Genomic DNA, 21,353 nt, shown 5'->3' on the forward strand with positions numbered 1-21,353 from the left:
GGCGGACCCTTCAGGGTCCGCCGCCTCTCGGCCGGTACGTGACGTCCGACCGGACTTCCGCACCACGCCTGCGATCAGCGACGCTCCAGGCGGAACAGCCGGATCTCGCGCTCGATGCGTGCCTGGTACGTCGCGTACGGCGGCCAGAACTTCAGCACCGCCTGCCACGCCGCCGCACGCTCCTCCCCCTCCAGCAGCCGGGCCCGCACGGCGATGTCCTGCCCCTTCCAACTCACGTCCGCGTCCGGGTGCTTGAGCAGGTTCCCGGTCCACGCCGGGTGCCCGGGCCGGCCGAAGTTGGAGCCGATCAGCAGCCAGCTCGTCCCGCCGTCCTCCGGCATGCACGCGAGCGGGGTGGTGCGGGGTTCGCCGGTCTTGGCGCCCTTGGCGGTCAGGATCACGCCCGGCAGCATCTGGGCGCTGAGCATGACCTTGCCGCGGGTGAGCTTGTGCACGGCCTTGTCCATGGCGGGGATGAAGTGCGGTGCGATCTTGGCGAACAGCATGGTCGAGGAGACCTTCTGCATCAGCTTGACGCCGGGAGCCATCAGACGGCCACCTTCCGTGGCAGGGGGGTGAAGAGGTCCGCGCGGTCCGCGGCGTGCGCGCGCAGCCGGTGGACGGGGCCGAACAACAGCTCGTCGGCCGCCGCCCGCTTGAAGTAGAGGTGCGCGTCGTGCTCCCAGGTGAAGCCGATGCCGCCGTGCAGCTGGATGGCCTCGCCGGCGGTCACCCGCAGGGTCTCCAGCGCCTGGGCGAGGGCGAGGCCGCCCTGGTCCGGGTCCCAGGCGGCGTAGTAGGCCGCCGAACGGGCCGCCTGTACGCGTACGTAGAGGTCGGCGAGCCGGTGCTTGACCGCCTGGAACGATCCGACGGCCCGACCGAACTGCTCGCGCTGCTGTACGTAGTCCACGGTGCGGGCCAGCGCCTGCGCGGCCGCGCCGACCGCCTCGGCGGCGAGCACGGCGGAGACGGTGCGGCCGGTGGCGGCGAGAGCACCGAGCACATCGGCACCATCCTGGACACCGCCCTCGGCGCCACCTTCGACACCGCCATCGACCCCCAACAACTCAGCGGGTACGTCCCGTAGTTGGACCCGGGCCTGCGGGCGGGTCTCGTCGAGGGTGGTCTGCCGCGACCGTACGAGGCCGGGCGCGTCCTCCCGTACGAGGAAGAGCAGCGTGCGGCTGCGGGCGAACCCGCCCGTGTGCGCGGCGACCAGCAACAGGCCCGCACTGTGCCCGTCGAGCACCTGGGCCACTTCCCCGTACAGCCGCCAGCCGTTCTCGGTGTCGGTGCGGGCCTGGACGCCTCCCGCACGGCCACCGCCGGACCACGGCCCGGCGGTGTTGTCGCCGGTCAGCCCGAGGGCGGTGGCCAGGGCCGGGCCGGGGACGGCGAGGGCCGCGGTGAGCCCGCCGGCCGCCAGGGGCGGGAGCAGCGCGGAGCGCTGGGCGGGGGTGCCGAGGGCGGTGATCAGCGGTACGCAGAGCGCGGCGGTGGCCAGCAGCGGCGAGGGCAGCAAGGCCCGCCCGGTCTCCTCGCAGGCCAGGGCCAGGTCGGCGGGGGCGCATCCGACGCCGCCGTACTCCTCTGCGACGGCGATGCCGGGCAGCCCGAGCTGCTGGGCCAGCTGTTGCCACAGCTCGCGGTCGTGCCCTGCGGCGGTGCGCACGGCGGCCTTGACCTCGTCGGGGCCGCAGCGTTTGCCCAGGATCTCGCGCAGGGTACGACGTATCTCGTCCTGCTCCGCGGTGAAGGCGGCATCCATGGTCGGGCTCCTCCCGGGGGCACCTCCCAGCGGTAGCTGGGGGAGTATCTGACGGGCCGTCATGTTAGGCCGGGCGGCGGCAGATGCACAGGGGGCGGAGAGGGCCGGTTGAGCGGGTCGAGCGGGGACCTGTCCGTCGACCGCTCTAGAAACTGACACTACGTCAGATGTACCTTCCCCCCATGCCTGGACTCACACCTGGACCGTTCCTATCGCGCTTGGCCAGTGTTGGCCGAATCGCGACAAACCGGATTGGTGATCCGGTGACCCCACGAACGGTCTTCGGGGTCAGGGAACAGCGCAAGCTGATCACCTTGGCGCTGTCGAGTCTTACCGCCCCCGATGGGCGCGCTCGCTGTCCTGGGTGGGCTCGCGGTCCCGCGTGGCCTGGGAACGGATACGGTCTGGCCGGTAGCTCTCCACGTCACGATCCTCTGGTCGTGAGCGGTCACACCTGGCCGACGCCGGATCCTGTGTCCCATGCCGCGCCTGCCGATAGCCACAGCGGCACCGTGATGCCGTGTGACCGTGATCTTCTTGTTGGTCGCCTGCAGCGGGGTCTTCCAGTACCTCTCGCCCCAGATGGTGGTGTAGGCCGGGTCGACGGCGATGACGACGAGGCCGGCGTGGAACGCCATGCCGCGCAGCCGCTCCCGGAACCGTGCGGTGGGGATACCGGCCACGGTCTTGCGGAACTTCTTGCCGCGCCCGCCGCGGCCCATCCGCTCCCGGCCCGTCGACCGGGCGTCGTCGAAGTTGAGGTTCTCCACCACGACCCCCGCGCAGTCATGCTGCCGGGCGAGGTGGATGAGCTGGGTGATCGCATCCCTCAGACGCCCGTCCCGCTGCGATGCGGGGCCGGTGAATTCGAGGGGGATCGTGTGCGGCCGGCCGATCGGGTTGCCGTGCGGGTCGAGCACCCAGGCGGCCAGGTGGTCGGCGTTCAGGTCGATGCCGATCGTCCGCTCACCGAAAGCCCGGATCTCTTCCGGGGTGGGCAGCACGGCGACATCCGCCGACCAGGACGCATCGAGGTACCAGCGCCCGCACTGCGGGTCGTGGACGAAGTCGTACCGCACCGCCCTGTTCGCGGTCACACGGTCCAGCCACTCGTCCCGTCGGTGCGAGAACCGAACGGTGCAGGACAGCCGGTACCGGCCCCGAGGCGCGTTGGCCAGATGCCGCAGCGGTTCGGGCAGCACGATCGTCACCGATCCGTCGTTCGGGTCCACGGTGATGGTGTAGTTCCCGAACGGCGCCCCCGTCTCGCCATCGGCGGTCAGGAACAGCCGCTCAGCTTCCCACTGCTCACGCCACTGGTCCTCGGTGAGCTGGACTTTCTCCAGGTTGTGGCGGGCCTTGGCCAGACGTCGCCCGCCGACCACAATGCTCGGCCGACCAGCTTGGATACGGTCTTCGACGCGAGCGAGACGCGCCTTGAGGGCCTGCAGACGTCGCTGCTTCTGAAACCGCTCGTCACCGTTCTTGTAGCCGCGGACCTTGCCCTTTTTAGTGCCGCACTCGACAGTCAGGCGCCGGGTGATGGTGCGGATCGCACGACGCAGACTCGACGCCTCGTCGTACAGGCATCGCAAGCTGAGCTGGTATTGGTCCTCCGAAGCGCGGGTCATCGCACCGGCCATGCGCGACGAGGAGACCTTCGTCAGCTCACGCTTCCGCTCGGTTCGCTGGTTGTCCTTGACGCGCACCTTGCCGATCGCAACGCGTCGGGCCAGGTCAGACCGCCGATGGTGGCCGAGATGCTCACCGGCCAGCCGCAGAACCTCAGCATCCCGACCAGCGACATTCGCCCGGTCCCGTATCCGGGCACCCGATGGGGCCGCCACGGTGAAAGGGGCAGCGAGTTCACGCAGACGCTTACCACGCTTCATACGCACCACTCGCTAACCTCCTCCCAAATCGACAAGATCACTCGATCAACAGCGGTCAAGGTTGTCCTACAAGTCCGGATGACGGACAGTGGACTTGACTGCCTTGGTCAGGGTTCAGGCCTTCGCCGACCGCTGCTCGTACAACCTTCCGGAGAGCGAGATGACCACCGTCAGCATGTCCGGTATCAGTTCCGATTCCTGCAAAGCGTCCGGGTCTTCATCCATACTGGCGATTTCCAGCTCGACACGAACGCCGGAAGCATCACATCCCGTATAACCCCCGTGCCGAAGCGGGCCAGGCGCTCCTCATGTTCGACCAGCAGCACCGACACCTCCGGCCGCTGGCACAGCGTCAACCCCATCCGCAGGCCCCGCCGCTGGTCCGACAGCCCGGACGCTGCATCGAAGAATCCGCCGATCACCGGCCGCCCGGCCGCAGCCTTCCTGAGCCGGGCCATCTGCCGATCGAGGTCGCCCTCGGACCGCTGCCGCTGCGACGACACCCGCCCGTACAGCACGACGCCCTCAACGTCCGGCAGCCGCCCGGCTTCTGCCCGCAGCGCTTCCAGTTCCACCGCGGAAACGCGTTCCCCGCCCGGCGACCTGCGGTCAGCCAGCACCCCAGAAGCCGTGCACCTGCGCAGCGTCCGCGTCGAAAGAAACACCCAAGGTCCGGGCAGCCCGCGTCGCCAAAACCATCCCCTGATCCATCCAGGCAACTTATTCCGAAATGGCCGACCATGACCAATCAATCAAGAAGCAGTTATCAACTCGAATCCCGCCCCCGCCGCCGGGTCGCGGTGGTCGGCGTCGCCCTCTCGGACTGCGGCCGGGTGGACGGCCCGACCCCGTACGCCCTGCACGCACAAGCCGCCCGCCGCGCCCTGGCCGACTCGGGTCTCGACCGCTCCGTCATCGACGGCTTCGCCTCGGCCGGCCTCGGCACGCTCGCCCCGGTGGAGGTGGCCGAGTACCTGGGCCTGCGCCCCACGTGGGTCGACTCCACCTCCGTGGGCGGCTCGACCTGGGAGGTCATGGCGGCCCACGCGGCGGACGCGATCGCCGCGGGCCACGCCAACGCGGTCCTCCTCGTCTACGGTTCCACGGCCCGCGCCGACATCAAGGCCCGCCGCCGCACCTCGAACCTCTCCTTCGGGGCGCGGGGACCGCTGCAGTTCGAGGTCCCGTACGGCCACACGCTGATCTCCAAGTACGCCATGGCCGCCCGCCGCCACATGCACGAGTACGGAACCACGCTGGAGCAGCTCGCCTCGGTGGCCGTACAGGCCCGGGCGAACGCGGCGACGAACCCTGACGCGATGTTCCGCGAGCCGCTGACCGTCGACGAGGTCCTGTCCTCCGACATGATCGCGGACCCCTTCACCAAGCTGAACTGCTGCATCCGCTCCGACGGCGGCTGCGCGGTGCTCCTGACCGCGGAGGACTACGTACCGGACACCGCCAAGACCCCGGTGTGGATCCTGGGCACGGGCACCTCCGTCTCCCACACCACCATGTCGGAGTGGGAGGACTTCACCGTCTCCCCGGCCGCGGTCTCCGGCCGCATCGCCTTCGAGCGGGCGGGCCTGACGCCCGCCGACGTGGACCTGGCCGAGATCTACGACGCCTTCACGTACATGACCCTGGTGACCCTGGAGGACCTCGGCTTCTGCGCGAAGGGCGAGGGGGGCGCCTTCGTGGAGAAGGGCCGCCTGCTGCGGGACGGGGAACTCCCGGTCAACACGGACGGCGGCGGCCTCTCAGCCTGCCACCCGGGCATGCGCGGCCTGTTCCTGCTGGTCGAGGCGGTCCGCCAACTCCGCGGCGAGGCGGGCGCCGGCCAGGTCACGAAACGCGGCGGCCACCTCCCGGAGGTAGCCGTGGCCTCGGGCACGGGCGGCTGGTTCTGCTCGTCGGGGACGGTGGTGCTGGGGCGGGGGTGAGGGGGGGTACGAACTCACGCGCGTGCGGGACTTTCTCCCCCTCGGGGGCACCCCCCGGGGCGGCGGTTGCCCACCCGCCGCGGCGGGGGTCGGGGAGCGGGCGGTCAGCCCTGTGCGGCGGGGTCGGGGGTTGGCGGCATCCGAGCCGGGCGGAATCAGAGAAGTCTTGGGGGTTTCCCGTCAGTCCCATAGTCCTTCCGTGTCGGGCCGGCCTGTCAAGGGCGCTCCCTTCGGTCGCGTCGCTTCGCGACGGCCTACGGCCGCCCTTGACAGACCGTCCCGCCACGGAAAGACAAGAGACTGCCAGGAAACCCCCAAAAGAACGGGCCGGTCCTAGATCCAAAGGGCGGGCCCATCAGCGATGCACGGCCGGGTTCCCGGCGACAGGCCCCGGCCCGGGCCCCTCCAGACCACCCTCCGGGTCGGGGGCAGCCCAACCACCCCCAAACACCGACCAAATGGGGCCAGCGGCAGGTCGGACGGGCAATCGCCCCAGATCGCTACGCGCTTCTCCCGCTCGGCGTCCGACGACCGCCTGGGGCTGGACATAAGCCGCCCACAATCGCTACAAACGCACCCAAAGCGGGCGACTGCGACCTGTTAGTGGCTGCTCGCGACGCCGTAATGCCTCTTGCCGGAGTGAGAGGTTGAGATCACCGACATACGACTCCGTCAGGACGCCGAGAACCACTCAACGGACCCACAGACGCCCACGAAGCATCCCAACTGACCGCCGTGGGCGGCCTATGCCCAGCCCACGCCGGGCTGATCGACGCCGGACGACATCAGCTGTGTAGCGATCCGTCGCGGCCTATTCCCAACCCCAGAGGGCCGTCGGACGCCGTCGTCGAGGAGCGCGTAGCGATTTGACGCGCCCATCCTCCCCCGACGGGCTTGTGGTCGGGGTTTGGGGAAGGCCGGCCGCCTGCCCGGCTCGGGAAGCGACCTTCGAGGGCCCGGGCTCGGGACCGGCCCCTCCCCAGACGGCCCGGACATCCCTGACCGGCCCGTCCTTGATCGTCGGACCGGCCCGTTCTTTTGGGGGTTTCCTGGCAGTCTCTTGTCTTTCCGTGGCGGGACGGTCTGTCAAGGGCGGCCGTAGGCCGTCGCGAAGCGACGCGACCGAAGGGAGCGCCCTTGACAGGCCGGCCCGACACGGAAGGACTATGGGACTGACGGGAAACCCCCAAGACCACTCTGATTCCGCCCGGCTCGGACCCCGCCACCCGAAGCCCCCGCCGCACCGGACCGCCCGGCCCCCGCGAGGCACAGCCCACCGAAGCGGGGCTCCTCTCAGTACTGCCAGCGCGGCTGGGTGCCGTCCATGCGGCAGTAGATCATTCGACCGTTCGCGGCGTGTGTGGATCTGCCGAGGTCCGCCTTACGGCAGAACTGGCCCGCGTTGTAGCAGTTGCCGGCGTTGGAGACGATCTCGCACTCGGCGGTCGTCGGCGCGGTCGGGGCCTTCGTCGTGGGGCGGGGCGCCACGGTGGTGGCGGCGGGCTTCGGGTCGGTGGGGGTCGCACTGCGCGTCGGCGCCGCCGAGGTCCGAGTGGGTGAGGGGGCGGCCGTAGTCGGGGCGACTGTCGGGGTCGGGTCCGTCGTCAGGGTCGGGGTCGGGGAGGCCATCGGTGCCGGGGACGTCGTCGACGGAGACGCCGACGACGTGGTCGGTGGCAGCGAGACCGCGGGGCCGCCGCCCTCCGCCGGTCCGCAGGCGACGGCAACGCCCGCCACCAGCAAGGCGACCAGCGCCCGCCGGATCGGTCTCCCCGCGCGTCTGCCGGTCCCGCCACTCTTGCCGTTTGCGCTGCGCATCCGTACCCCCACCTGAAGTCATCGAAAGGAGGCACATCTTACGAACGGGTGTCCACCTCCGGTGACTTTCGGTCGAATCGTGACTTCGCCCGGCCGGGGTCGCGCGCGGCCGCGTCATAGCCTGGCCGCATGACGAGTGAGACGAGCGCCGACGAGTTCCGCGAGACCCTGCACTCCCTGCGCGTGTGGGACTCCCCGCTCCCCGGCTTCGATGTGGGGGCCGCGCCCGCCGAGCCGCTGCCGCTGTTCCGGGAGTGGTTCGTGGCGGCTTCCAAGGCGGGGCAGCCCGAGGCGCACACCATGAGTCTGGCCACCGTGGACGCGGACGGGCGGCCCGACGTGCGGACGCTGATGCTGCACGACGCCGACGAGCGCGGCTGGCACTTCGCCTCGCACGCCACCAGCGCCAAGGGCCGGCAGCTGGCCGGGCAGCCGGAGGCGGCGCTCGGGTTCTACTGGCCGGCCGTGGCGCGGCAGGTGCGGATTCGGGGGCGGGTGACGGCGTGCGGGCCCGAGGAGAGCCGGGCGGACCTGGCGGTCCGCTCGCGCGGGGCGCTGGCCGCCGCGCTCACGGGGCGGCAGAGCGAGGTGCTCGGGTCCGTGGAGGAGCTGGTGCGGGTGTCGCAGGAGGCGTGGGAGCGGGCCGGGGCGGAGCCGGACGCGCCGGCTCCGACATGGACGCGGTACGTACTGGACCCCGTCGAGGTGGAGTTCTTCCAGGGAGACGCGGCGCGTAGGCACGTCCGGCTGCGGTATCGGCGTGCGGCCGATGGCTCCTGGGGTCGCGAACTGCTGTGGCCGTAGGGTGAGTTGGTGGAGATCACTTCTGTAGTCATTGCGGTGGCGGGCGTCGCGGGAACCCTGGGGGGCGCGATCCTCACCCAACGCGGCTCCGAACGCGTGAAGCGCCGGGAGATAGAGCTCGTCCGCGGCCATGAGGAGATCCGCGAGCATCGTGTGCTGCGGCGCACCTGTTATGTGGAACTCAACCGGGATGCACGACAGTTCACCACCGCGCTCAACAGGCACCTGCACGTCATGCGGGAACGCACCGTGGAGGACGCCGACCGCGTCGCGCTCGACGAGGCGCGGAACGCCCACCGCGATCGGTACTCCGAGGCGCAGATGATCGCCCCCGACGAGGTGCTCACGCGGGCCAGTGCCGCGAACAAGGCCCTGAGTCAGGTCTACGGCCAGGTCAAGCGCCTCGAACGCGGTGAGCCCGAGCCGGGCGAGACGATGGAGAGTGCGGCCCGGGCTCAGAACCAGGTGTGGGACTTCCTCCGGGCCATGCGGCACGCCATGCGTCAGGACCTGGGCGTGGAGTGAGGGTCGGCCGGCGGGGTCATCGGTCCGACGGGCGGAAGACGGGGACCCACAGCCCTTCCGCCGCCTCGCGGAAGGTGACCGTCAGCGGCATGCCGATGCGGAGGTCGGCCGCCTCGCAGTCCACCACCTCCGTCATCATCCGCGGGCCTTCCGCCAGGTCGACCACCGCCGCCGTGTAGGGGACGCGGGTGCCGAAGGGCGGGAGGTCGTTGCGGTGGATCACCGACCAGGTGTAGAGGGTCGCGCTGCCGCTCGCCGGCTCCCACGCGACGCGGTCCTCGCCGGCCCAGCAGAACGGGCAGAACTCGCGCGGGTAGTGGTGCGCCCGCCCGCAGTCGGCGCAGCGGCGCAGCAGGAGGCGGCCTTCCGCCGCCGCGTCCCAGTAGGGGCGGGTGAACTCGTCCGCCTCGGGGAGGTCGTACCGCACGGTGTTCAAAGGAAGAGTCCGATCGCCGCGTCGAGGGACCAGGTCTGCCAGGACATGGCGAAGAGCGCGACGAGCGAGATGAGTCCCATCATCGCGTTCTGCCCCTGTTCGGCCCAGTCGTGGATCATCAGGACGAGGTAGAGCAGGTTGAGCAGGAGGCCGCCGACCAGGGCGATCGGCGTGAGGAAGCCGAGCACCAGGCCCAGTCCCAGCGCGAGTTCCGCGTAGACCACGACGTACGCCATCAGCTTCGGGCGTGGCGCGACGACCGCCTCGAAGCCGCCCTTCACGAAGGGCCAGCGGTGCTTGCCCGCGACGTCGGCGGCCCATGCGATGCCGGTTCCGCGTTCGAACCAGCCCTTCTTGTCCTTGTGCCGCCAGCTCTCCAGCCACCACAGGCCGAGGCCTATCCGCAGTACGGCGAGCCATTCGGCCCCGCTGAGCCAGATGGTCTGCATCCCACCCTCACCCACCCAATCGATCTGACGGTACGTCAGTTCAGCGGATCGGGGGCGATCACGCAAGGCCTGGGTCGGGGTGAGACGTTCCGACGTCCCGCACCCAGACGGGGAAGGGGGCCGTCTCCGACTCCTCCAGGGCCTCCCCCTCCACCAACTCCGCCCAGGCCACGACCCCCGGCTCCTCGTCGGCGAGGAAGCCCTCCACGACGGGCCCGAGGTCGGCGACGGGCTCGTACGCGCCCCCGAACGGCAGCTCGTGCGCATCGAGCGTGCCGGTCGAGCAGCGCAGCTGACCGGCCTGCTCGTCGTGCCAGACGTAGAAGGTCGCCGGCCCCTCGAAACCCCGATCGAGGACGCGGCGCCGGATGGCCTCGGCCGTCCGCTCGAAGGCGCCGACCACGTCGGAGACCGACAGGGTCCGCCGGTCCTCGTCCTGTGCGCTCAGCCACCAGGTGTTGGTCTCCACCTCGGCCCGCCTGTCGGCCGGGTCCAGCACGAGGGGGTCGTCCGCGATCTCCGTGATGTATGTCAGAAGCACGGCAGGAAGTATCGCGGTACGCGCGTCAGCCGCTCGCGAAGAGCCTGCCGTAGCCGGTGACGTCCGCCGCCGGCACGCCGGCCACGCGCAGGGCGGACCAGAGGAGGACCTGGTTCGCGGCGAGGACCGGCAGTCACTCCAGACTCGCCCGCTTCACCGAATCCCCCTGAAAGCACGGATTTCCACCCTGGCAGCGGGCAGGCCGCGCGGCCAGGAGCCGCGCAGCGGCAAACGGGCCGTGATCGATCCGCAATCGATTCCCTCCTTGTCCGAGACCCATCAACGCTGCGTGGCGATACGCTCACACCTCATGCCCGGAGTCCCCACAGCACCCGACATGACCACCCAGCCCCGCCCCGTGTACGTCATCGGGGGCGGCCCCGGCGGCCTCGCCGCGGCCGCCGCGCTGCGCGCCCGCGGGGTGCGCGCCGTGGTCGTCGAGAAGTCCGACGAGGTCGGCGCCTCGTGGCGGCGCCACTACGAGCGGCTCCACCTCCACACCACGCGCCGGCTCTCCGCCCTCCCGGGGCTGGCCATGCCGCGCCGCTTCGGGCGTTGGGTCTCGCGCGACAACGTGGTGCGGTACCTGGAGAAGTACGCCGAGTTCCACGAGCTGGAGATCGTCACCGGGGTCGAGGTGACCCGTATCGAACGCGCCGCGGACGGCGACGGCTTCACCCTGCACGCCAGCGGCGGTCGGGTGCTGGCCGCCGCGGCCGTGGTCGTCGCCACCGGGTTCAACCACACGCCCGCGCTCCCCGACCTGCCGGGCCGGGACTCGTACACGGGCGAGCTGCTGCACGCCGCCGACTACCGCAACGCCGAGCCGTACGCGGGTCGGGACGTGCTGGTCGTCGGCGTCGGCAACACCGGCGCCGAGATAGCCGTCGACCTCGTCGAGGGCGGGGCCGCGCGGGTGCGGCTCGCCGTGCGCACCGCCCCGCACATCCTGCGCCGCTCCACCGCCGGCTGGCCGGCCCAGCGCACGGGCATCCTGGTGCGCCGGCTGCCCGTGGGGCTCGTGGACCGGCTGGCCAGGATCGTCGCCAAGGCCTCCGTCCCCGACCTGTCGGCGTACGGGCTTCCGCGCCCCGACACCGGCCTGTACAGCAGGGTCAAGGAGGGTGCGATCCCGCTCCAGGACGTCGGCCTGATCGACGCGGTCCGGGCGGGCCGGGTCGAGCCGGTGGCCGCGCTCGACTCCTTCGACGGCGCCGAGGTGGTCCTCGCGGACGGTACGCGGATCAGCCCGGACGCGGTGATCGCGGCCACCGGGTACCGGCGCGGCCTGGAGGGGCTGGTCGGGCACCTGGACGGGGTGCTCGACGAGCGCGGTCGGCCCCGTACGCACGGCGCCCACAGCCCGGAGCAGGCCCCGGGCCTGTACTTCACCGGCTTCTCCAACCCCATCAGCGGAATGTTCCGGGAGATGGCCCTGGACGCCGAGCGGATCGCGAAGGCTTTGGAGAAGCGTCTGCGCACCCTGGCCTGAATGGCGCTCTGGACCGCCCGCGAGGGGTTCTGGCACGTTCGTAGCGGCTTCGTCACATCACCTCCACCACCTTTCCTGCGCAGCCCTGTTCCTGACGGCACGTCAGTTCAGTAATCTGACTACGCGTCAGTTATTTGAGGTTCCATCGATGTTCATCGAGCAGGAGCGGGCGGAACGATGCTTGGATCTACTCACGGCACCCTCACCACCGACTTCCGCGCACGTGTCGAGGCCTGCGGGGAGTCCCCCAGGACGGCCGTCCACTCGACGGCCGCGCCGTCCGCCGAGGACACGGTCGCGGTGGACGTCAGCGGACGGCCGCTGCACGCCGACGTGCCCGACCTGGACCGGTTCTTCCGGCCCGAGTCCGTGGCCGTCGTCGGCGCCTCCGACGCCGAGGGCAGACCGAACACCGGCATCACCCGCCAGCTCATCGCCTGGGCGGAGCGCGTGGGCGCCCGGATCCATCCCGTGCACCCCACCCGCCCCACCGTCTTCGGGCTGCCCTGCCACGCCTCCGTGGCCGACCTGCCCGAACAGGTGGACCTCGCCGTCCTCCTCGTCGGCGACCCGCTCCCCGTCATCGAGGAACTGGCCGAGACCAAGGTCAAGTTCGCCGTCGCCTTCGCCTCCGGCTTCGCCGAGACCGGCGACGCGGGCGCGGCCGCCCAGGCCCGCCTCGGCGCCGCCGTCCAGCGCTCCGGCCTGCGTCTGCTGGGCCCCAACACCAACCTCAACGCCTTCGAGGAGTTCCGCGACGACCTCGACGGCCCGGCGATCGCCCTGATCACCCAGTCCGGGCACCAGGGCCGCCCGGTCTACACCCTCCAGGAGCTGGGCATCCGCCTCTCCCACTGGGCGCCGACCGGCAACGAGGCCGACCTCGAGACCTCCGACTTCATCTCCTACTTCGCCGAGCAGCCCGAGGTGGGCGCCATCGCCTGCTACGTCGAAGGCCTCAAGGACGGCCGTTCCTTCCTCCTCGCCGCCGACCGGGCCGCGCGCAACGGGGTCCCCGTCGTCGCCGTCAAGGTCGGCCGCACCGAGACCGGCGCCCGCATGGCCGCCTCCCACACCGGGAAGCTGACCGGCGCCGACACCGTCGTGGACGCGGCCATGCGCCAGTTCGGCGTGATCCGGGTGGACGGGCTGGACGAGCTCCAGGACACCGCCGCCCTGCTCGCCCGGGCCCGCAAGCCCCAGGCCGACGGGGTCGTCGTCTACTCCATCTCCGGCGGCACCGGAGCCCACTTCTCCGACCTGGCCACGGAGGCGGGCCTCTCGCTCCCCACCCTCTCCCAGGCCAAGCAGGACGAGCTCCACCAGTGGATCCCGGAGTTCCTGAACGTCGCCAACCCCGTCGACAACGGCGGCCACCCGGTCGGCGACTGGCGCGGCCGCAAGATCATCGACGCCATCCTGGCCGACCCGTCCGTCGGCGTCCTGATCTGCCCGATCACCGGCCCCTTCCCCCCGATGAGCGACAGGCTCGCCCAGGACCTGGTCGACGCCGCCGAAGCCACGGACAAGCTCATCTGCGTGGTCTGGGGCTCCCCCGTGGGCACCGAGGACGCGTACCGCACCACCCTCCTCGGCTCCTCCCGCGTCGCCACCTTCCGCACCTTCGGCAACTGCATCACCGCCGTACGGGCCTACCTCGGCCACCACCGCTTCACCGCCGGCTACCGCTCCCCCTTCGAGGACGCCCCCCGCACGCCCTCACCCTCGTACCGCAAGGCGCAGGCCCTGATGCGCCCGGGCCAGCAACTCAGCGAGCACGCGGCGAAGCAGCTGCTGCGGGCGTACGGGATACGGGTCCCCCGCGAGCAACTCGTGACGAGCGCGGCGGCGGCGGTCCGCGCGGCGGGCCTGGTGGGCTACCCGGTGGTCATGAAGGCCTCGGGCCCCCAGCTCGCCCACAAGACGGAGCTTGGCCTGGTCAAGATCGGCCTGACCTCGGCGAGCCAGATCCGCGACGCGTACCGGGAACTCACGGACATCGCGCGCTACGAGAACGTGCCGCTGGACGGCATCCTGGTCTGCCAGATGGTGGAACGGGGCGTGGAGATGGTCGTCGGCGTCACCCAGGACGACCTCTTCGGCCCCACCGTCACCGTCGGGCTCGGCGGAGTCCTCGTCGAGGTCCTGCACGACGCGGCGGTCCGCGTACCGCCGTTCGGCGAGGACCAGGCCCGCGCCATGCTCGGCGAACTCCGCGGCCACGCGCTGCTGGAGGGAGTGCGCGGAGCGCCTCCGGCGGACGTGGACGCCCTGGTGGAGGTCATCCTCCGGATCCAGCGGATGGCCCTGGAACTGGGCGACGAACTCTCCGAACTCGACATCAACCCCCTGATGGTCCTCCCCCGAGGCCAGGGGGCGGTGGCCTTGGACGCCCTCGCCATCTGCCGCTGACCCCCGGTGGGCGCGGGGCCGCTGCGCGGAGCCTCTCCCCGCCCCACCCTTCCACCCGGACCCTCCCCCAGGGCGGCGCCTCAAACGCCGGCGAGGCTGAACTCGTACCGGCCGGGGGCGGGGACGGGGTGGGGTGTCGGCCGGGACTAAAACGAGATGAGTTCGGCGCCCATTTCCGCCCGACGACTCTGATTGGGATCAGGCGCCGAACATCGAAGCCCGTCCCGGCCGACACCCCACCCCGGCCCCGACCCCGGCCCACCGCAGCCACCCCACCCCGCCACCGCCGCCCGGCAGGGCGAACAACCCGAACGGAGTCCCCATGGACGAGGTCCTGCACCACACGGACGGCAACGTCTCCTGGATCACCCTCAACCGCCCCGACGCCATGAACGCCGTCACCTGGGACCAACGCGAACGGATCATCGCCCTCCTCGCGGACGCCTCCGCCGATCCCACCGTCCGCGCCGTCGTCATCACCGCCACCGGCAAGGGCTTCTGCGCGGGCGCAGACCTCCGCGGAGCACCCGCCACCGGCGACCGCGTCGCCGGAGACGTTGCCCGCATGATCCGCCTCGGCGCCCAGCGCCTGATCACCGCGGTCCTCGACTGCGAGAAGCCGGTCATCGCCGCCGTCAACGGCACGGCCGCCGGCATCGGCGCCCACCTCGCCCTCGCCTGCGACCTCGTCATCGCCGCGGAGCCGGCCCGCTTCATCGAGGTGTTCGTCCGCCGCGGCCTGGTCCCCGACGGCGGCGGCGCGTACCTGCTGCCCCGTCTCGTCGGCCCGCAGAAGGCCAAGGAGCTGATGTTCTTCGGCGACGCCGTCCCGGCCGCGGAGGCCGCGCGCCTCGGCCTGGTCAACAAAGTCGTCCCCGCCGAGGAGTTGGAGGCCACGGCCCGCGAGTGGGCCGAGCGCCTCGCCCAGGGACCGACCCGGGCCATCGCCATGACGAAGCAGCTGGTCAACGCCTCCCTGGACAGTGACCGGGCGACCGCACTGGCCGCCGAGGCCACCGCTCAGGAGATCAACATGACCACCGCCGACGCGAACGAGGGCGTGGCGAGCTTCGTGGAACGCCGCACGCCCAAGTACCTGGGCCGGTAGTCGAGCAAGCCCACCGGCCCGGCCACTACACCACCACTACATCTCCGGATTCGGCTTCAGCAGCGCGAACACCGCCCCCGCCGGGTCCGAGGCCCACGCGATGCGGCCGACGCCCGGCACGTCCGCGGCAGGCATGAGCACACCACCGCCGTTGCCCTCGATCGTCGAGACGGTGTCGTCCACGTCGGCCACGTTGAAGTACGGCACCCACCTCGGCAGCATGCTCGACGCGCCGCCCGCGCCCTCACCCTGCGGCGCGATCCCCCCGAAGGAGGTGGCCTGCTTGTCGCCGTCGGCCGTGCTCAGCACCCGGTACGTCATACCGGGCGCTTGCATCTCCTCGTGCCGCCACCCGAAGAGCGCGTAGTAGAAGGCCAGGGCCGCGACGGGGTCCGGGACGTGCAACTCCGCCCACACCAGGGTGTTCTCGGCCGAGGTCAGCTCCAGCCCGGCGGTCTTCCCGGGCTGCCAACACGCGAACTGCGCGCCCTGCGGGTCGGTGAACTGCCCCATCCAGCCCTCGCCCATGACGTCCATGGGCTCCATGCGCACCACCCCGCCCCCGTCCCTGACGGCCTGGGCGGTGACCTGGATGTTGGGGGTCATGAAGTAGTGCGTCCACGCGGACGACGCCCCCTCTTCGGTGAGCGGTCCGATCGCGGCCACGGTCTTCCCCCCGATCCGGAAGAACCCGTACCCACCGGCGTCGGGTCCGGCGGATACGAACTCCCAGCCGAAGACGGTTCCGTAGAACGCGGCGGCGGTGTCGATGTCGGGACTGCCGAGGTCGAGCCAGTTGGGTGATCCGGTACGAAAGTCGGTGCCGAGCATGGGGTCCTCCCGGGGGTACGGCGGCGGGTGCACGGTGGCTGCCACGATGCCGAGACTCCTCCCGATGAGGGCGTCACGGACACCGGCGGGCGGGGGGTTTCACTCGTCCGGGGGAAAGGTACGCCCCCGCCGCACGGCAGCACCCCGCTCCTCCCCACCCCTTCCAATCTGACGATGCGTCAGCTTCAATCGTTCGTGTGATGGGACATGCAGGGATGGCGGCCACCGTCGTCCGATACCTCAGGTCAGCCGGCTCCCCCACCTCCACCGCGGCGGGAGCCGAGCCCGTCGACGCGCTCCCGCGCCCCGATCTGCGGGCCGTCGGGGAGGACGAGCGGGCTCCCGTGAGTCCCGCGGAGTTCCGGGCCGTGCTCGGGAACTTCGCCAGCGGGGTCACCGTCATCACCGCACCGCCCGGTGAGGGCGAGAACGGGCCGGCCGGCTTCGCGTGCCAGTCGTTCGCCTCACTGTCCCTCGACCCGCCGCTGGTCACCTTCATGGTGGCCCGTACGTCGACCACCTGGCCGCGGATCGCCCGCGCCGGGGTGTTCTGCGTCAACATCCTCGGGGCCGAGCAGGGCGAGCTGTGCCGGTCCTTCGCGGTCAGCGGGGCCGACAAGTTCGCCGGGGTGGGCCACAGTCCGGCCCCCGCCACCGGATCGCCGCAGCTCGATGACGTGCCCGCGTGGATCGACTGCCGGATCCACGCCGTCCACACCGGCGGGGACCACCTCATCGTCGTCGGCCGGGTCGAGGCCATGGGCGCGGCCGGCGAAGACGGGCCGCTCCTCTTCCACAAGGGCCGCTTCGGACGCCTGGCCGACTGACCACGCGACCACACCGGCACCGAGATCGCCGTGCGCTACTGCCGAGTAGGCTCCCAAGGGGGCTGAGGCGGCTCGGTGTTGTCCCAGCCCCCTCGGTTTTTCCGACTACAGGGGGATTCGACTTGATTTTGAAGATGATGCGTCGCGCTCGCGGCGCGGTCGCCGTCGCCGTCGCGACCGGGGCCCTGCTCGTGGTGTCCGCGCCGGCCTCGTCGGCTGCGCCGACCGCCGCGCCTCCCGTGTCGGCCGCCGGCGCGATCCTGATCGACGGCACCAGCGGGGTCGCGCTCACCGGCAAGAAGGCCGACACCCAGCGCCAGGGTGCGAGCACCACGAAGATCATGACCGCCACGGTGGTGCTCACGACGCCGGGCGTGGACCTCAACAAGAAGGTCACCATCAAGCAGGAGTACCTGGACTACGTCGTCCGGGAGGGTGCGAGCTCGGCCCACCTCAAGGTGGGTGCCACCCCGACCGTCCGTCAGCTGCTGTACGGGCTGATGCTGCCGTCGGGCTGCGACGCGGCCTACGCGCTCGCCGACACCTTCGGCAAGGGCTCCACCACCGCGGCCCGCACGGCGAACTTCATCGCGCAGATGAATGCCAAGGCCAAGGCGCTGGGCATGACCAAGACCGTCTACGACTCCTTCGACGGCATCTCGCCGACCGGCAAGAACCTCACGACCCCGCGCGACCTCGCGAAGCTGACCAAGTACGCCATGAAGGGCGCGAGGTTCTCGGCGATCGTGAAGACCACGACCTACAGCACCGGTGGCACCTCCACCGACGCGACCTGGGGCAACAGCAACCTGCTGGTCAGGGAGCGTCCCACCGGCTACGCGTACCCGGGTGCGATCGGCGTCAAGACCGGCACCGGCACCGCCGCCGGCAAGTGCCTCGTCTTCTCCGCGACCCGCAACGGCAAGACCGTCATCGGCGTCGTGCTGAACGACGAGGAGCGGTACGCGGACGCGATGAAGCTCATGGACTGGGCGCTCGGCGCGAGCGCCGGCTCCGGGGCCGCGCTGCAGCGCGGCAACACCGAGCCCATCCCTGACGTCCTCGACTGACGGTAGGGCTCTTCGCGGTGTCCGCGTCGGCGGGACTGACCACCCGCCGACGCGGGCACCGCACCGGACGGTCAGAAGGTGAGCACCCCGCGCGCCACCCGCCCGTGGTGGGCGTCGTCCACGGCCTTGGCGAAGTCCTCGACCGGGTAGACCTCCGTGACCAGCTCGTCCAGCAGCAGCCTGCCCTGCTGGTACAGCTCGGCGTAGAGCGCGATGTCGCGCTGGGGGCGCGAGGACCCGTACCGGCAACCCATGATCGTCTTGTCCAGGTACATGGAGGCGACCTGGAAGGACGCCTCCTCCTGGAAGCCGGGGACGCCGAGCAGGATCGCCTGCCCGTGCCGGTCGAGGAGGTCGATGGCCTGGCGGATCAGCTTGACGTTGCCCACGCACTCGAAGGCGTGGTCCGCCCCGGTGGGGAGGATCTCCTTGACCGCGGCCGAGGAATCGCCACCCGAAGAGTGCGCAGTCGCGGACGCGTCGATGAAGTGCGTGGCCCCGAACTGGCGGGCCACCGCCTCCTTCGCCGGGTTCGCGTCGACCGCCACGATGGTGGTGGCCCCCGCGATGCGGGCCCCCTGGATCACGTTGAGCCCGATCCCGCCGGTGCCGATGACGACCACCGACTCGCCCCGGTCCACGCGGGCCCGGTTCAGCACCGCGCCCACCCCCGTCAGGACCCCGCAGCCGATCAGCGCCGCCGAGGTCAGCGGGATGTCCGTCGGGATCTTCACCGCCTGCACGGCCTTGACGATGGTGCGCTCGGCGAAGGCCGAGTTCGACGCGAACTGGAACAGCGGCTTCCCGCCCCGCGAGAAGGGCTGACCGGGCATCCCGATCGCCTTGCGGCACATGGTGGGCCGCCCCCGGTCGCAGTCGGCGCAGGCCCCGCAGTTGGCCAGCGTGGACAGGGCCACGTGGTCTCCGGGTGCCACGTGCGTGACGCCGGAACCGACCGCCTCGACCACTCCCGCGCCCTCGTGGCCGAGTACGACCGGCGGCGGGAAGGGGATCGTCCCGTCGATCACCGAGAGGTCGCTGTGGCACAGCCCGGCCGCCGCTATCGCGACCAGCACCTCCCCCGGCCCCGGGTCCCGGATCTCCAGGTCGTCGACCACCTGGGCCTGCTTGCCGTCGAAAACGACGCCTCTCACCGCGACTCCTTAGGCAGGCCGAGCACGCGCTCGGCGATGATGTTCCGCTGGATCTCGTCCGAGCCGCCGTAGATGGTGTCGGCGCGGGTGAACAGGAACAACCGCTGCTCCTCGTCGAGCCCGAGTTCGTACGGGAGCCCGGGCGCCCAGGCCGTGTCCGCCGGCCCGACCGTCGCCGCAGCGCCGCGGACCTCGACCGCGAGCTCGCCGAGCCGCTTGTGCCAGCCGCCCCACAGCAGCTTGGCCACGCTCGGAGCGCCGGCGTCGCCCGCGCCGTCCGCGGAGCCGAGGGTGCGCAGGGCGTTCCACCGCATGGTGCGCAGCTCGGCCCACTGGCGCACCAGACGGTCCCTCACGACCGGGTCGCCCAGGTCCGACACCCCCGACGCCGAGCCCGACGCCGAGCAGGGCGACGTGTACGAGGACGTGCGCGACGCCGTGTAGGAGGCCGTGTACGAGGCCGCGTACGAGGCCAGTACGCGCTCCAGCTCCGCCGCGAAGCCGATCTGCTGGACCAGCGTCGAGACTCCCCGCTCCAGGGCGAGCAGGCCCATGGCCACGGTCCAGCCCTCGCCCTCCGCGCCCACGACCTCCGCCGCGACCGCCCCGTCGAAGAACACCTCGTTGAACTCGCTCGTCCCCGACATCTGGCGGATCGGCCGAACCTCGACCCGTCCCGGCTGGTCCATCCGCACGAGGAGGAAGGACAGCCCCCGGTGGCGCCGCGATCCCGGCTCGGTGCGGGCCAGCACGAAGCACCAGTCGGCGTCCCGGGCGAGCGAGGTCCAGATCTTCTGGCCGGTGACCCGGTACAGCCCGTCGGCCGGGTCCCGGACCGCCGCCGTACGGATCGCGGCGAGGTCGGAGCCGGCGCCGGGCTCGCTGTAGCCCTGGCACCAGAGCTCCTCGCCCCGCGCGATACCGGGGAGGAAACGGTCCCGCTGCTCCTGGGACCCGTACGCGATCAGCGTCGGCGCGAGGAGGTTCTCCCCGATGTGGCCGACCCGGCCGGGTGCGCGCAGCGCCGCGTACTCCTCGGCCCACACCACCTGCCCGGTCAGCGAGAGCCGCTGCTGCCCGTACGCCCCCTCCGGCACCTCCCAGCCCTGCCCGATCCAGCCGCCCCGGCCCAGCTCGCGCTCCCACGCGCGCCGGGCGTCGACGCCCTCGTGCTCGCTGCCCGGCCCGCCGAGGCCGACCGCCTGCGCGTACGGGCCCACGAGGTGCTCCGCCAGCCACGCCCGGGCGCGCCCGCGCAGCTCCTCGTCCTCGGCCCCGAAGCTGAAGTCCACGTCACCCCTTACGCATTGGGGCGGTCCTTGGCGGCCGCCGCCTTGGCCATGGCCTCCAGCTGCGCGAGCATCGGCATCGGGTCCTTGCCGACGGTCCCGGGCAGGAAGTCGGCGATCTTCTCCGGGGTCCAGGAGCCTTCGGCGTACCCGGCGCGCAGTTCGCGCGGCTGTGCCCAGACGGCGATCTTGGGGCCGGCGATCGTGTAGACCTGCCCGGTGATGTCCTCGGCCCTGGCGCGGTCGCTGAGCAGGTAGGTGACCAGGGCGGCGACGTCCTCGGGCTCGCCGATCTCCTTGAGCTCCATGGGGACGTTGGCCGACATCCGGGTCCGGGCGACGGGTGCGACGGCGTTGGCTGTGACCCCGTACTTGGCCAGCCCGAGGGCCGCGGAGCGGACGAGCGAGATGATCCCGCCCTTGGCGGCGCTGTAGTTGGCCTGGGCGACGGAGCCCTGGTGGTTGCCGCTGGTGAAGCCGATGAGCGTGCCGGTGCCCTGCTTGCGCATCACGGCGGAGGCGGCGCGGAAGACGGTGAACGTGCCCTTGAGGTGGGTGGCGACGACGGGGTCCCACTCCTCCTCGGACATGTTGAACAGCATCCGCTCGCGCAGGATGCCGGCCACGCACACGACCCCGTCGATGCGGCCGTATTGGGCGAGCGCGGTGTCGACGATGCGCTGGCCGCCCGCCATGGTGGAGATGTCGTCCGCGACGGCGACGGCTTCCCCGCCGGCGGCGAGGATCTCCTTCACCACGCCTTCGGCGATCTCGCTCGTCGGCTCGCCGCCCTCGATCCCCACCCCGTAGTCGTTGACGACGACCTTGGCCCCCTCGGCGGCCGCGGCGAGTGCCACGGCCCGCCCGATGCCCCGGCCGGCGCCGGTGACGGCGACGACTTTGCCTGCCAAGAAGTTCCCCACGTCCGGCCCCTTCCCGCGATTTCTGACGGACCGTTAGATTCTAGGGGCACCTCGATGCCGGAGCACAA

Annotated in this window: 20 protein-coding genes; 9 read left to right on the forward strand and 11 right to left on the reverse strand. The window is 71.4% G+C overall.

The genetic code is table 11. The annotated features are described in order from the left end of the window. Positions 1-74: 74 nt before the first annotated feature. The 4 genes from ACFV9H_RS31460 to ACFV9H_RS31475 form a co-directional block, all read right to left on the reverse strand. Positions 75-548 (reverse strand): nitroreductase family deazaflavin-dependent oxidoreductase, encoded by a 474-nt coding sequence (locus tag ACFV9H_RS31460; protein WP_385404887.1) that lies wholly within the window; start codon positions 546-548, stop codon positions 75-77. After that, on the reverse strand, positions 548-1,771 hold the full coding sequence (locus ACFV9H_RS31465; RefSeq protein WP_385404890.1) for an acyl-CoA dehydrogenase family protein: 1,224 nt from the start codon (positions 1,769-1,771) through the stop codon (positions 548-550). The genes ACFV9H_RS31460 and ACFV9H_RS31465 overlap by 1 nt, the downstream gene beginning before the upstream one ends. A gap of 209 nt (positions 1,772-1,980) precedes the next feature. Beyond that, positions 1,981-3,663, reverse strand: a complete 1,683-nt coding sequence (locus tag ACFV9H_RS31470; RefSeq protein ID WP_385404948.1) for a hypothetical protein — start codon at positions 3,661-3,663, stop codon at positions 1,981-1,983. Between the two features lie 185 nt (positions 3,664-3,848). After that, a complete protein-coding gene (locus ACFV9H_RS31475; RefSeq protein ID WP_385404893.1) occupies positions 3,849-4,238 on the reverse strand; it encodes a recombinase family protein in 390 nt (129 codons plus the stop codon). Between the two features lie 165 nt (positions 4,239-4,403). Here ACFV9H_RS31475 and ACFV9H_RS31480 point away from each other — a divergent pair, with 165 nt between their 5' ends. The 4 genes from ACFV9H_RS31480 to ACFV9H_RS31495 all read left to right on the forward strand — a co-directional run bounded on the left by ACFV9H_RS31480 (position 4,404) and on the right by ACFV9H_RS31495 (position 8,753). Next, entirely contained in the window at positions 4,404-5,606 is a 1,203-nt protein-coding gene (locus ACFV9H_RS31480; RefSeq protein WP_385404895.1) for an acetyl-CoA acetyltransferase, read from the forward strand. Between the two features lie 1,420 nt (positions 5,607-7,026). Further along, positions 7,027-7,440, forward strand: a complete 414-nt coding sequence (locus tag ACFV9H_RS31485) for a hypothetical protein (RefSeq protein WP_385404898.1) — start codon at positions 7,027-7,029, stop codon at positions 7,438-7,440. Between the two features lie 113 nt (positions 7,441-7,553). After that, positions 7,554-8,228 carry a pyridoxal 5'-phosphate synthase gene (locus tag ACFV9H_RS31490; RefSeq protein WP_385404900.1) on the forward strand — a complete coding sequence of 225 codons (675 nt, stop codon included), beginning with the start codon at positions 7,554-7,556 and terminating at the stop codon, positions 8,226-8,228. Positions 8,229-8,237: 9 nt separating this feature from the next. Beyond that, entirely contained in the window at positions 8,238-8,753 is a 516-nt protein-coding gene (locus ACFV9H_RS31495) for a hypothetical protein (RefSeq protein WP_385404903.1), read from the forward strand. Between the two features lie 16 nt (positions 8,754-8,769). On the opposite strand, the gene ACFV9H_RS31500 is transcribed toward ACFV9H_RS31495, so the two are convergent. Genes ACFV9H_RS31500 through ACFV9H_RS31510 form a run of 3 tightly spaced genes read right to left on the reverse strand, consistent with a single transcriptional unit; the run spans position 8,770 to position 10,179 of the window. Beyond that, positions 8,770-9,189: a Zn-ribbon domain-containing OB-fold protein gene (locus tag ACFV9H_RS31500; protein WP_385404906.1), complete on the reverse strand. Its 420-nt coding sequence runs from the start codon at positions 9,187-9,189 to the stop codon at positions 8,770-8,772. Beyond that, positions 9,186-9,638, reverse strand: a complete 453-nt coding sequence (locus ACFV9H_RS31505) for a DoxX family membrane protein (RefSeq protein ID WP_385404908.1) — start codon at positions 9,636-9,638, stop codon at positions 9,186-9,188. The genes ACFV9H_RS31500 and ACFV9H_RS31505 overlap by 4 nt, the downstream gene beginning before the upstream one ends. A 58-nt stretch (positions 9,639-9,696) precedes the next feature. Next, positions 9,697-10,179 (reverse strand): hypothetical protein, encoded by a 483-nt coding sequence (locus ACFV9H_RS31510; protein WP_385404911.1) that lies wholly within the window; start codon positions 10,177-10,179, stop codon positions 9,697-9,699. Between the two features lie 337 nt (positions 10,180-10,516). On the opposite strand from ACFV9H_RS31510, the gene ACFV9H_RS31515 reads away from it, so the two are divergent. From ACFV9H_RS31515 to ACFV9H_RS31525, 3 genes are all read left to right on the forward strand, one after another. Next, positions 10,517-11,671, forward strand: coding sequence for a flavin-containing monooxygenase (locus tag ACFV9H_RS31515; protein WP_385404913.1), 1,155 nt, complete (start codon positions 10,517-10,519; stop codon positions 11,669-11,671). A 177-nt stretch (positions 11,672-11,848) separates the two neighbouring features. Then, positions 11,849-14,083, forward strand: a complete 2,235-nt coding sequence (locus tag ACFV9H_RS31520) for an acetate--CoA ligase family protein (RefSeq protein WP_385404915.1) — start codon at positions 11,849-11,851, stop codon at positions 14,081-14,083. 322 nt (positions 14,084-14,405) lie between these two features. Further along, positions 14,406-15,191 carry an enoyl-CoA hydratase/isomerase family protein gene (locus ACFV9H_RS31525; RefSeq protein WP_385404918.1) on the forward strand — a complete coding sequence of 262 codons (786 nt, stop codon included), beginning with the start codon at positions 14,406-14,408 and terminating at the stop codon, positions 15,189-15,191. Positions 15,192-15,227: 36 nt separating this feature from the next. On the opposite strand, the gene ACFV9H_RS31530 is transcribed toward ACFV9H_RS31525, so the two are convergent. Continuing rightward, a complete protein-coding gene (locus ACFV9H_RS31530) occupies positions 15,228-16,022 on the reverse strand; it encodes a VOC family protein (RefSeq protein ID WP_385404951.1) in 795 nt (264 codons plus the stop codon). Positions 16,023-16,237: 215 nt separating this feature from the next. Here ACFV9H_RS31530 and ACFV9H_RS31535 point away from each other — a divergent pair, with 215 nt between their 5' ends. Together ACFV9H_RS31535 and ACFV9H_RS31540 are read left to right on the forward strand one after the other, a co-directional pair. Next, complete coding sequence (locus ACFV9H_RS31535; RefSeq protein WP_385404954.1) at positions 16,238-16,849, forward strand: flavin reductase family protein; 612 nt, start codon at positions 16,238-16,240, stop codon at positions 16,847-16,849. Between the two features lie 134 nt (positions 16,850-16,983). Continuing rightward, positions 16,984-17,919, forward strand: coding sequence for a D-alanyl-D-alanine carboxypeptidase family protein (locus tag ACFV9H_RS31540; protein WP_385404921.1), 936 nt, complete (start codon positions 16,984-16,986; stop codon positions 17,917-17,919). A gap of 71 nt (positions 17,920-17,990) precedes the next feature. Here ACFV9H_RS31540 and ACFV9H_RS31545 read toward each other — a convergent pair whose 3' ends face one another. From ACFV9H_RS31545 to ACFV9H_RS31555, 3 genes are read right to left on the reverse strand one after another with little or no spacing between them, the layout of a single operon-like run. Next, entirely contained in the window at positions 17,991-19,073 is a 1,083-nt protein-coding gene (locus tag ACFV9H_RS31545) for a Zn-dependent alcohol dehydrogenase (RefSeq protein WP_385404923.1), read from the reverse strand. Further along, a complete protein-coding gene (locus ACFV9H_RS31550) occupies positions 19,070-20,365 on the reverse strand; it encodes an acyl-CoA dehydrogenase family protein (RefSeq protein ID WP_385404925.1) in 1,296 nt (431 codons plus the stop codon). The genes ACFV9H_RS31545 and ACFV9H_RS31550 overlap by 4 nt, the downstream gene beginning before the upstream one ends. Before the next feature lie 8 nt (positions 20,366-20,373). Beyond that, positions 20,374-21,285, reverse strand: coding sequence for an SDR family oxidoreductase (locus ACFV9H_RS31555; RefSeq protein WP_385404928.1), 912 nt, complete (start codon positions 21,283-21,285; stop codon positions 20,374-20,376). Positions 21,286-21,353 lie beyond the last annotated feature (68 nt).

The sequence above is a fragment of the Streptomyces sp. NPDC059874 genome, from assembly GCF_042731135.1.
GTDB lineage: Bacteria > Actinomycetota > Actinomycetes > Streptomycetales > Streptomycetaceae > Streptomyces.

Bases quoted from the DNA above. Each gene is read 5' to 3' on its own strand.
- ACFV9H_RS31460 (WP_385404887.1), bottom strand. From the start codon at position 548: ATGGCTCCCGGCGTCAAGCTGATGCAGAAGGTCTCCTCGACCATGCTG.
- ACFV9H_RS31465 (WP_385404890.1), bottom strand. From the start codon at position 1,771: ATGGATGCCGCCTTCACCGCGGAGCAGGACGAGATACGTCGTACCCTG.
- ACFV9H_RS31470 (WP_385404948.1), bottom strand. From the start codon at position 3,663: ATGAAGCGTGGTAAGCGTCTGCGTGAACTCGCTGCCCCTTTCACCGTG.
- ACFV9H_RS31480 (WP_385404895.1), top strand. From the start codon at position 4,404: ATGACCAATCAATCAAGAAGCAGTTATCAACTCGAATCCCGCCCCCGC.
- ACFV9H_RS31490 (WP_385404900.1), top strand. From the start codon at position 7,554: ATGACGAGTGAGACGAGCGCCGACGAGTTCCGCGAGACCCTGCACTCC.
- ACFV9H_RS31505 (WP_385404908.1), bottom strand. From the start codon at position 9,638: ATGCAGACCATCTGGCTCAGCGGGGCCGAATGGCTCGCCGTACTGCGG.
- ACFV9H_RS31515 (WP_385404913.1), top strand. From the start codon at position 10,517: ATGACCACCCAGCCCCGCCCCGTGTACGTCATCGGGGGCGGCCCCGGC.
- ACFV9H_RS31520 (WP_385404915.1), top strand. From the start codon at position 11,849: ATGCTTGGATCTACTCACGGCACCCTCACCACCGACTTCCGCGCACGT.
- ACFV9H_RS31525 (WP_385404918.1), top strand. From the start codon at position 14,406: ATGGACGAGGTCCTGCACCACACGGACGGCAACGTCTCCTGGATCACC.
- ACFV9H_RS31530 (WP_385404951.1), bottom strand. From the start codon at position 16,022: ATGCTCGGCACCGACTTTCGTACCGGATCACCCAACTGGCTCGACCTC.
- ACFV9H_RS31535 (WP_385404954.1), top strand. From the start codon at position 16,238: ATGGCGGCCACCGTCGTCCGATACCTCAGGTCAGCCGGCTCCCCCACC.
- ACFV9H_RS31540 (WP_385404921.1), top strand. From the start codon at position 16,984: ATGATGCGTCGCGCTCGCGGCGCGGTCGCCGTCGCCGTCGCGACCGGG.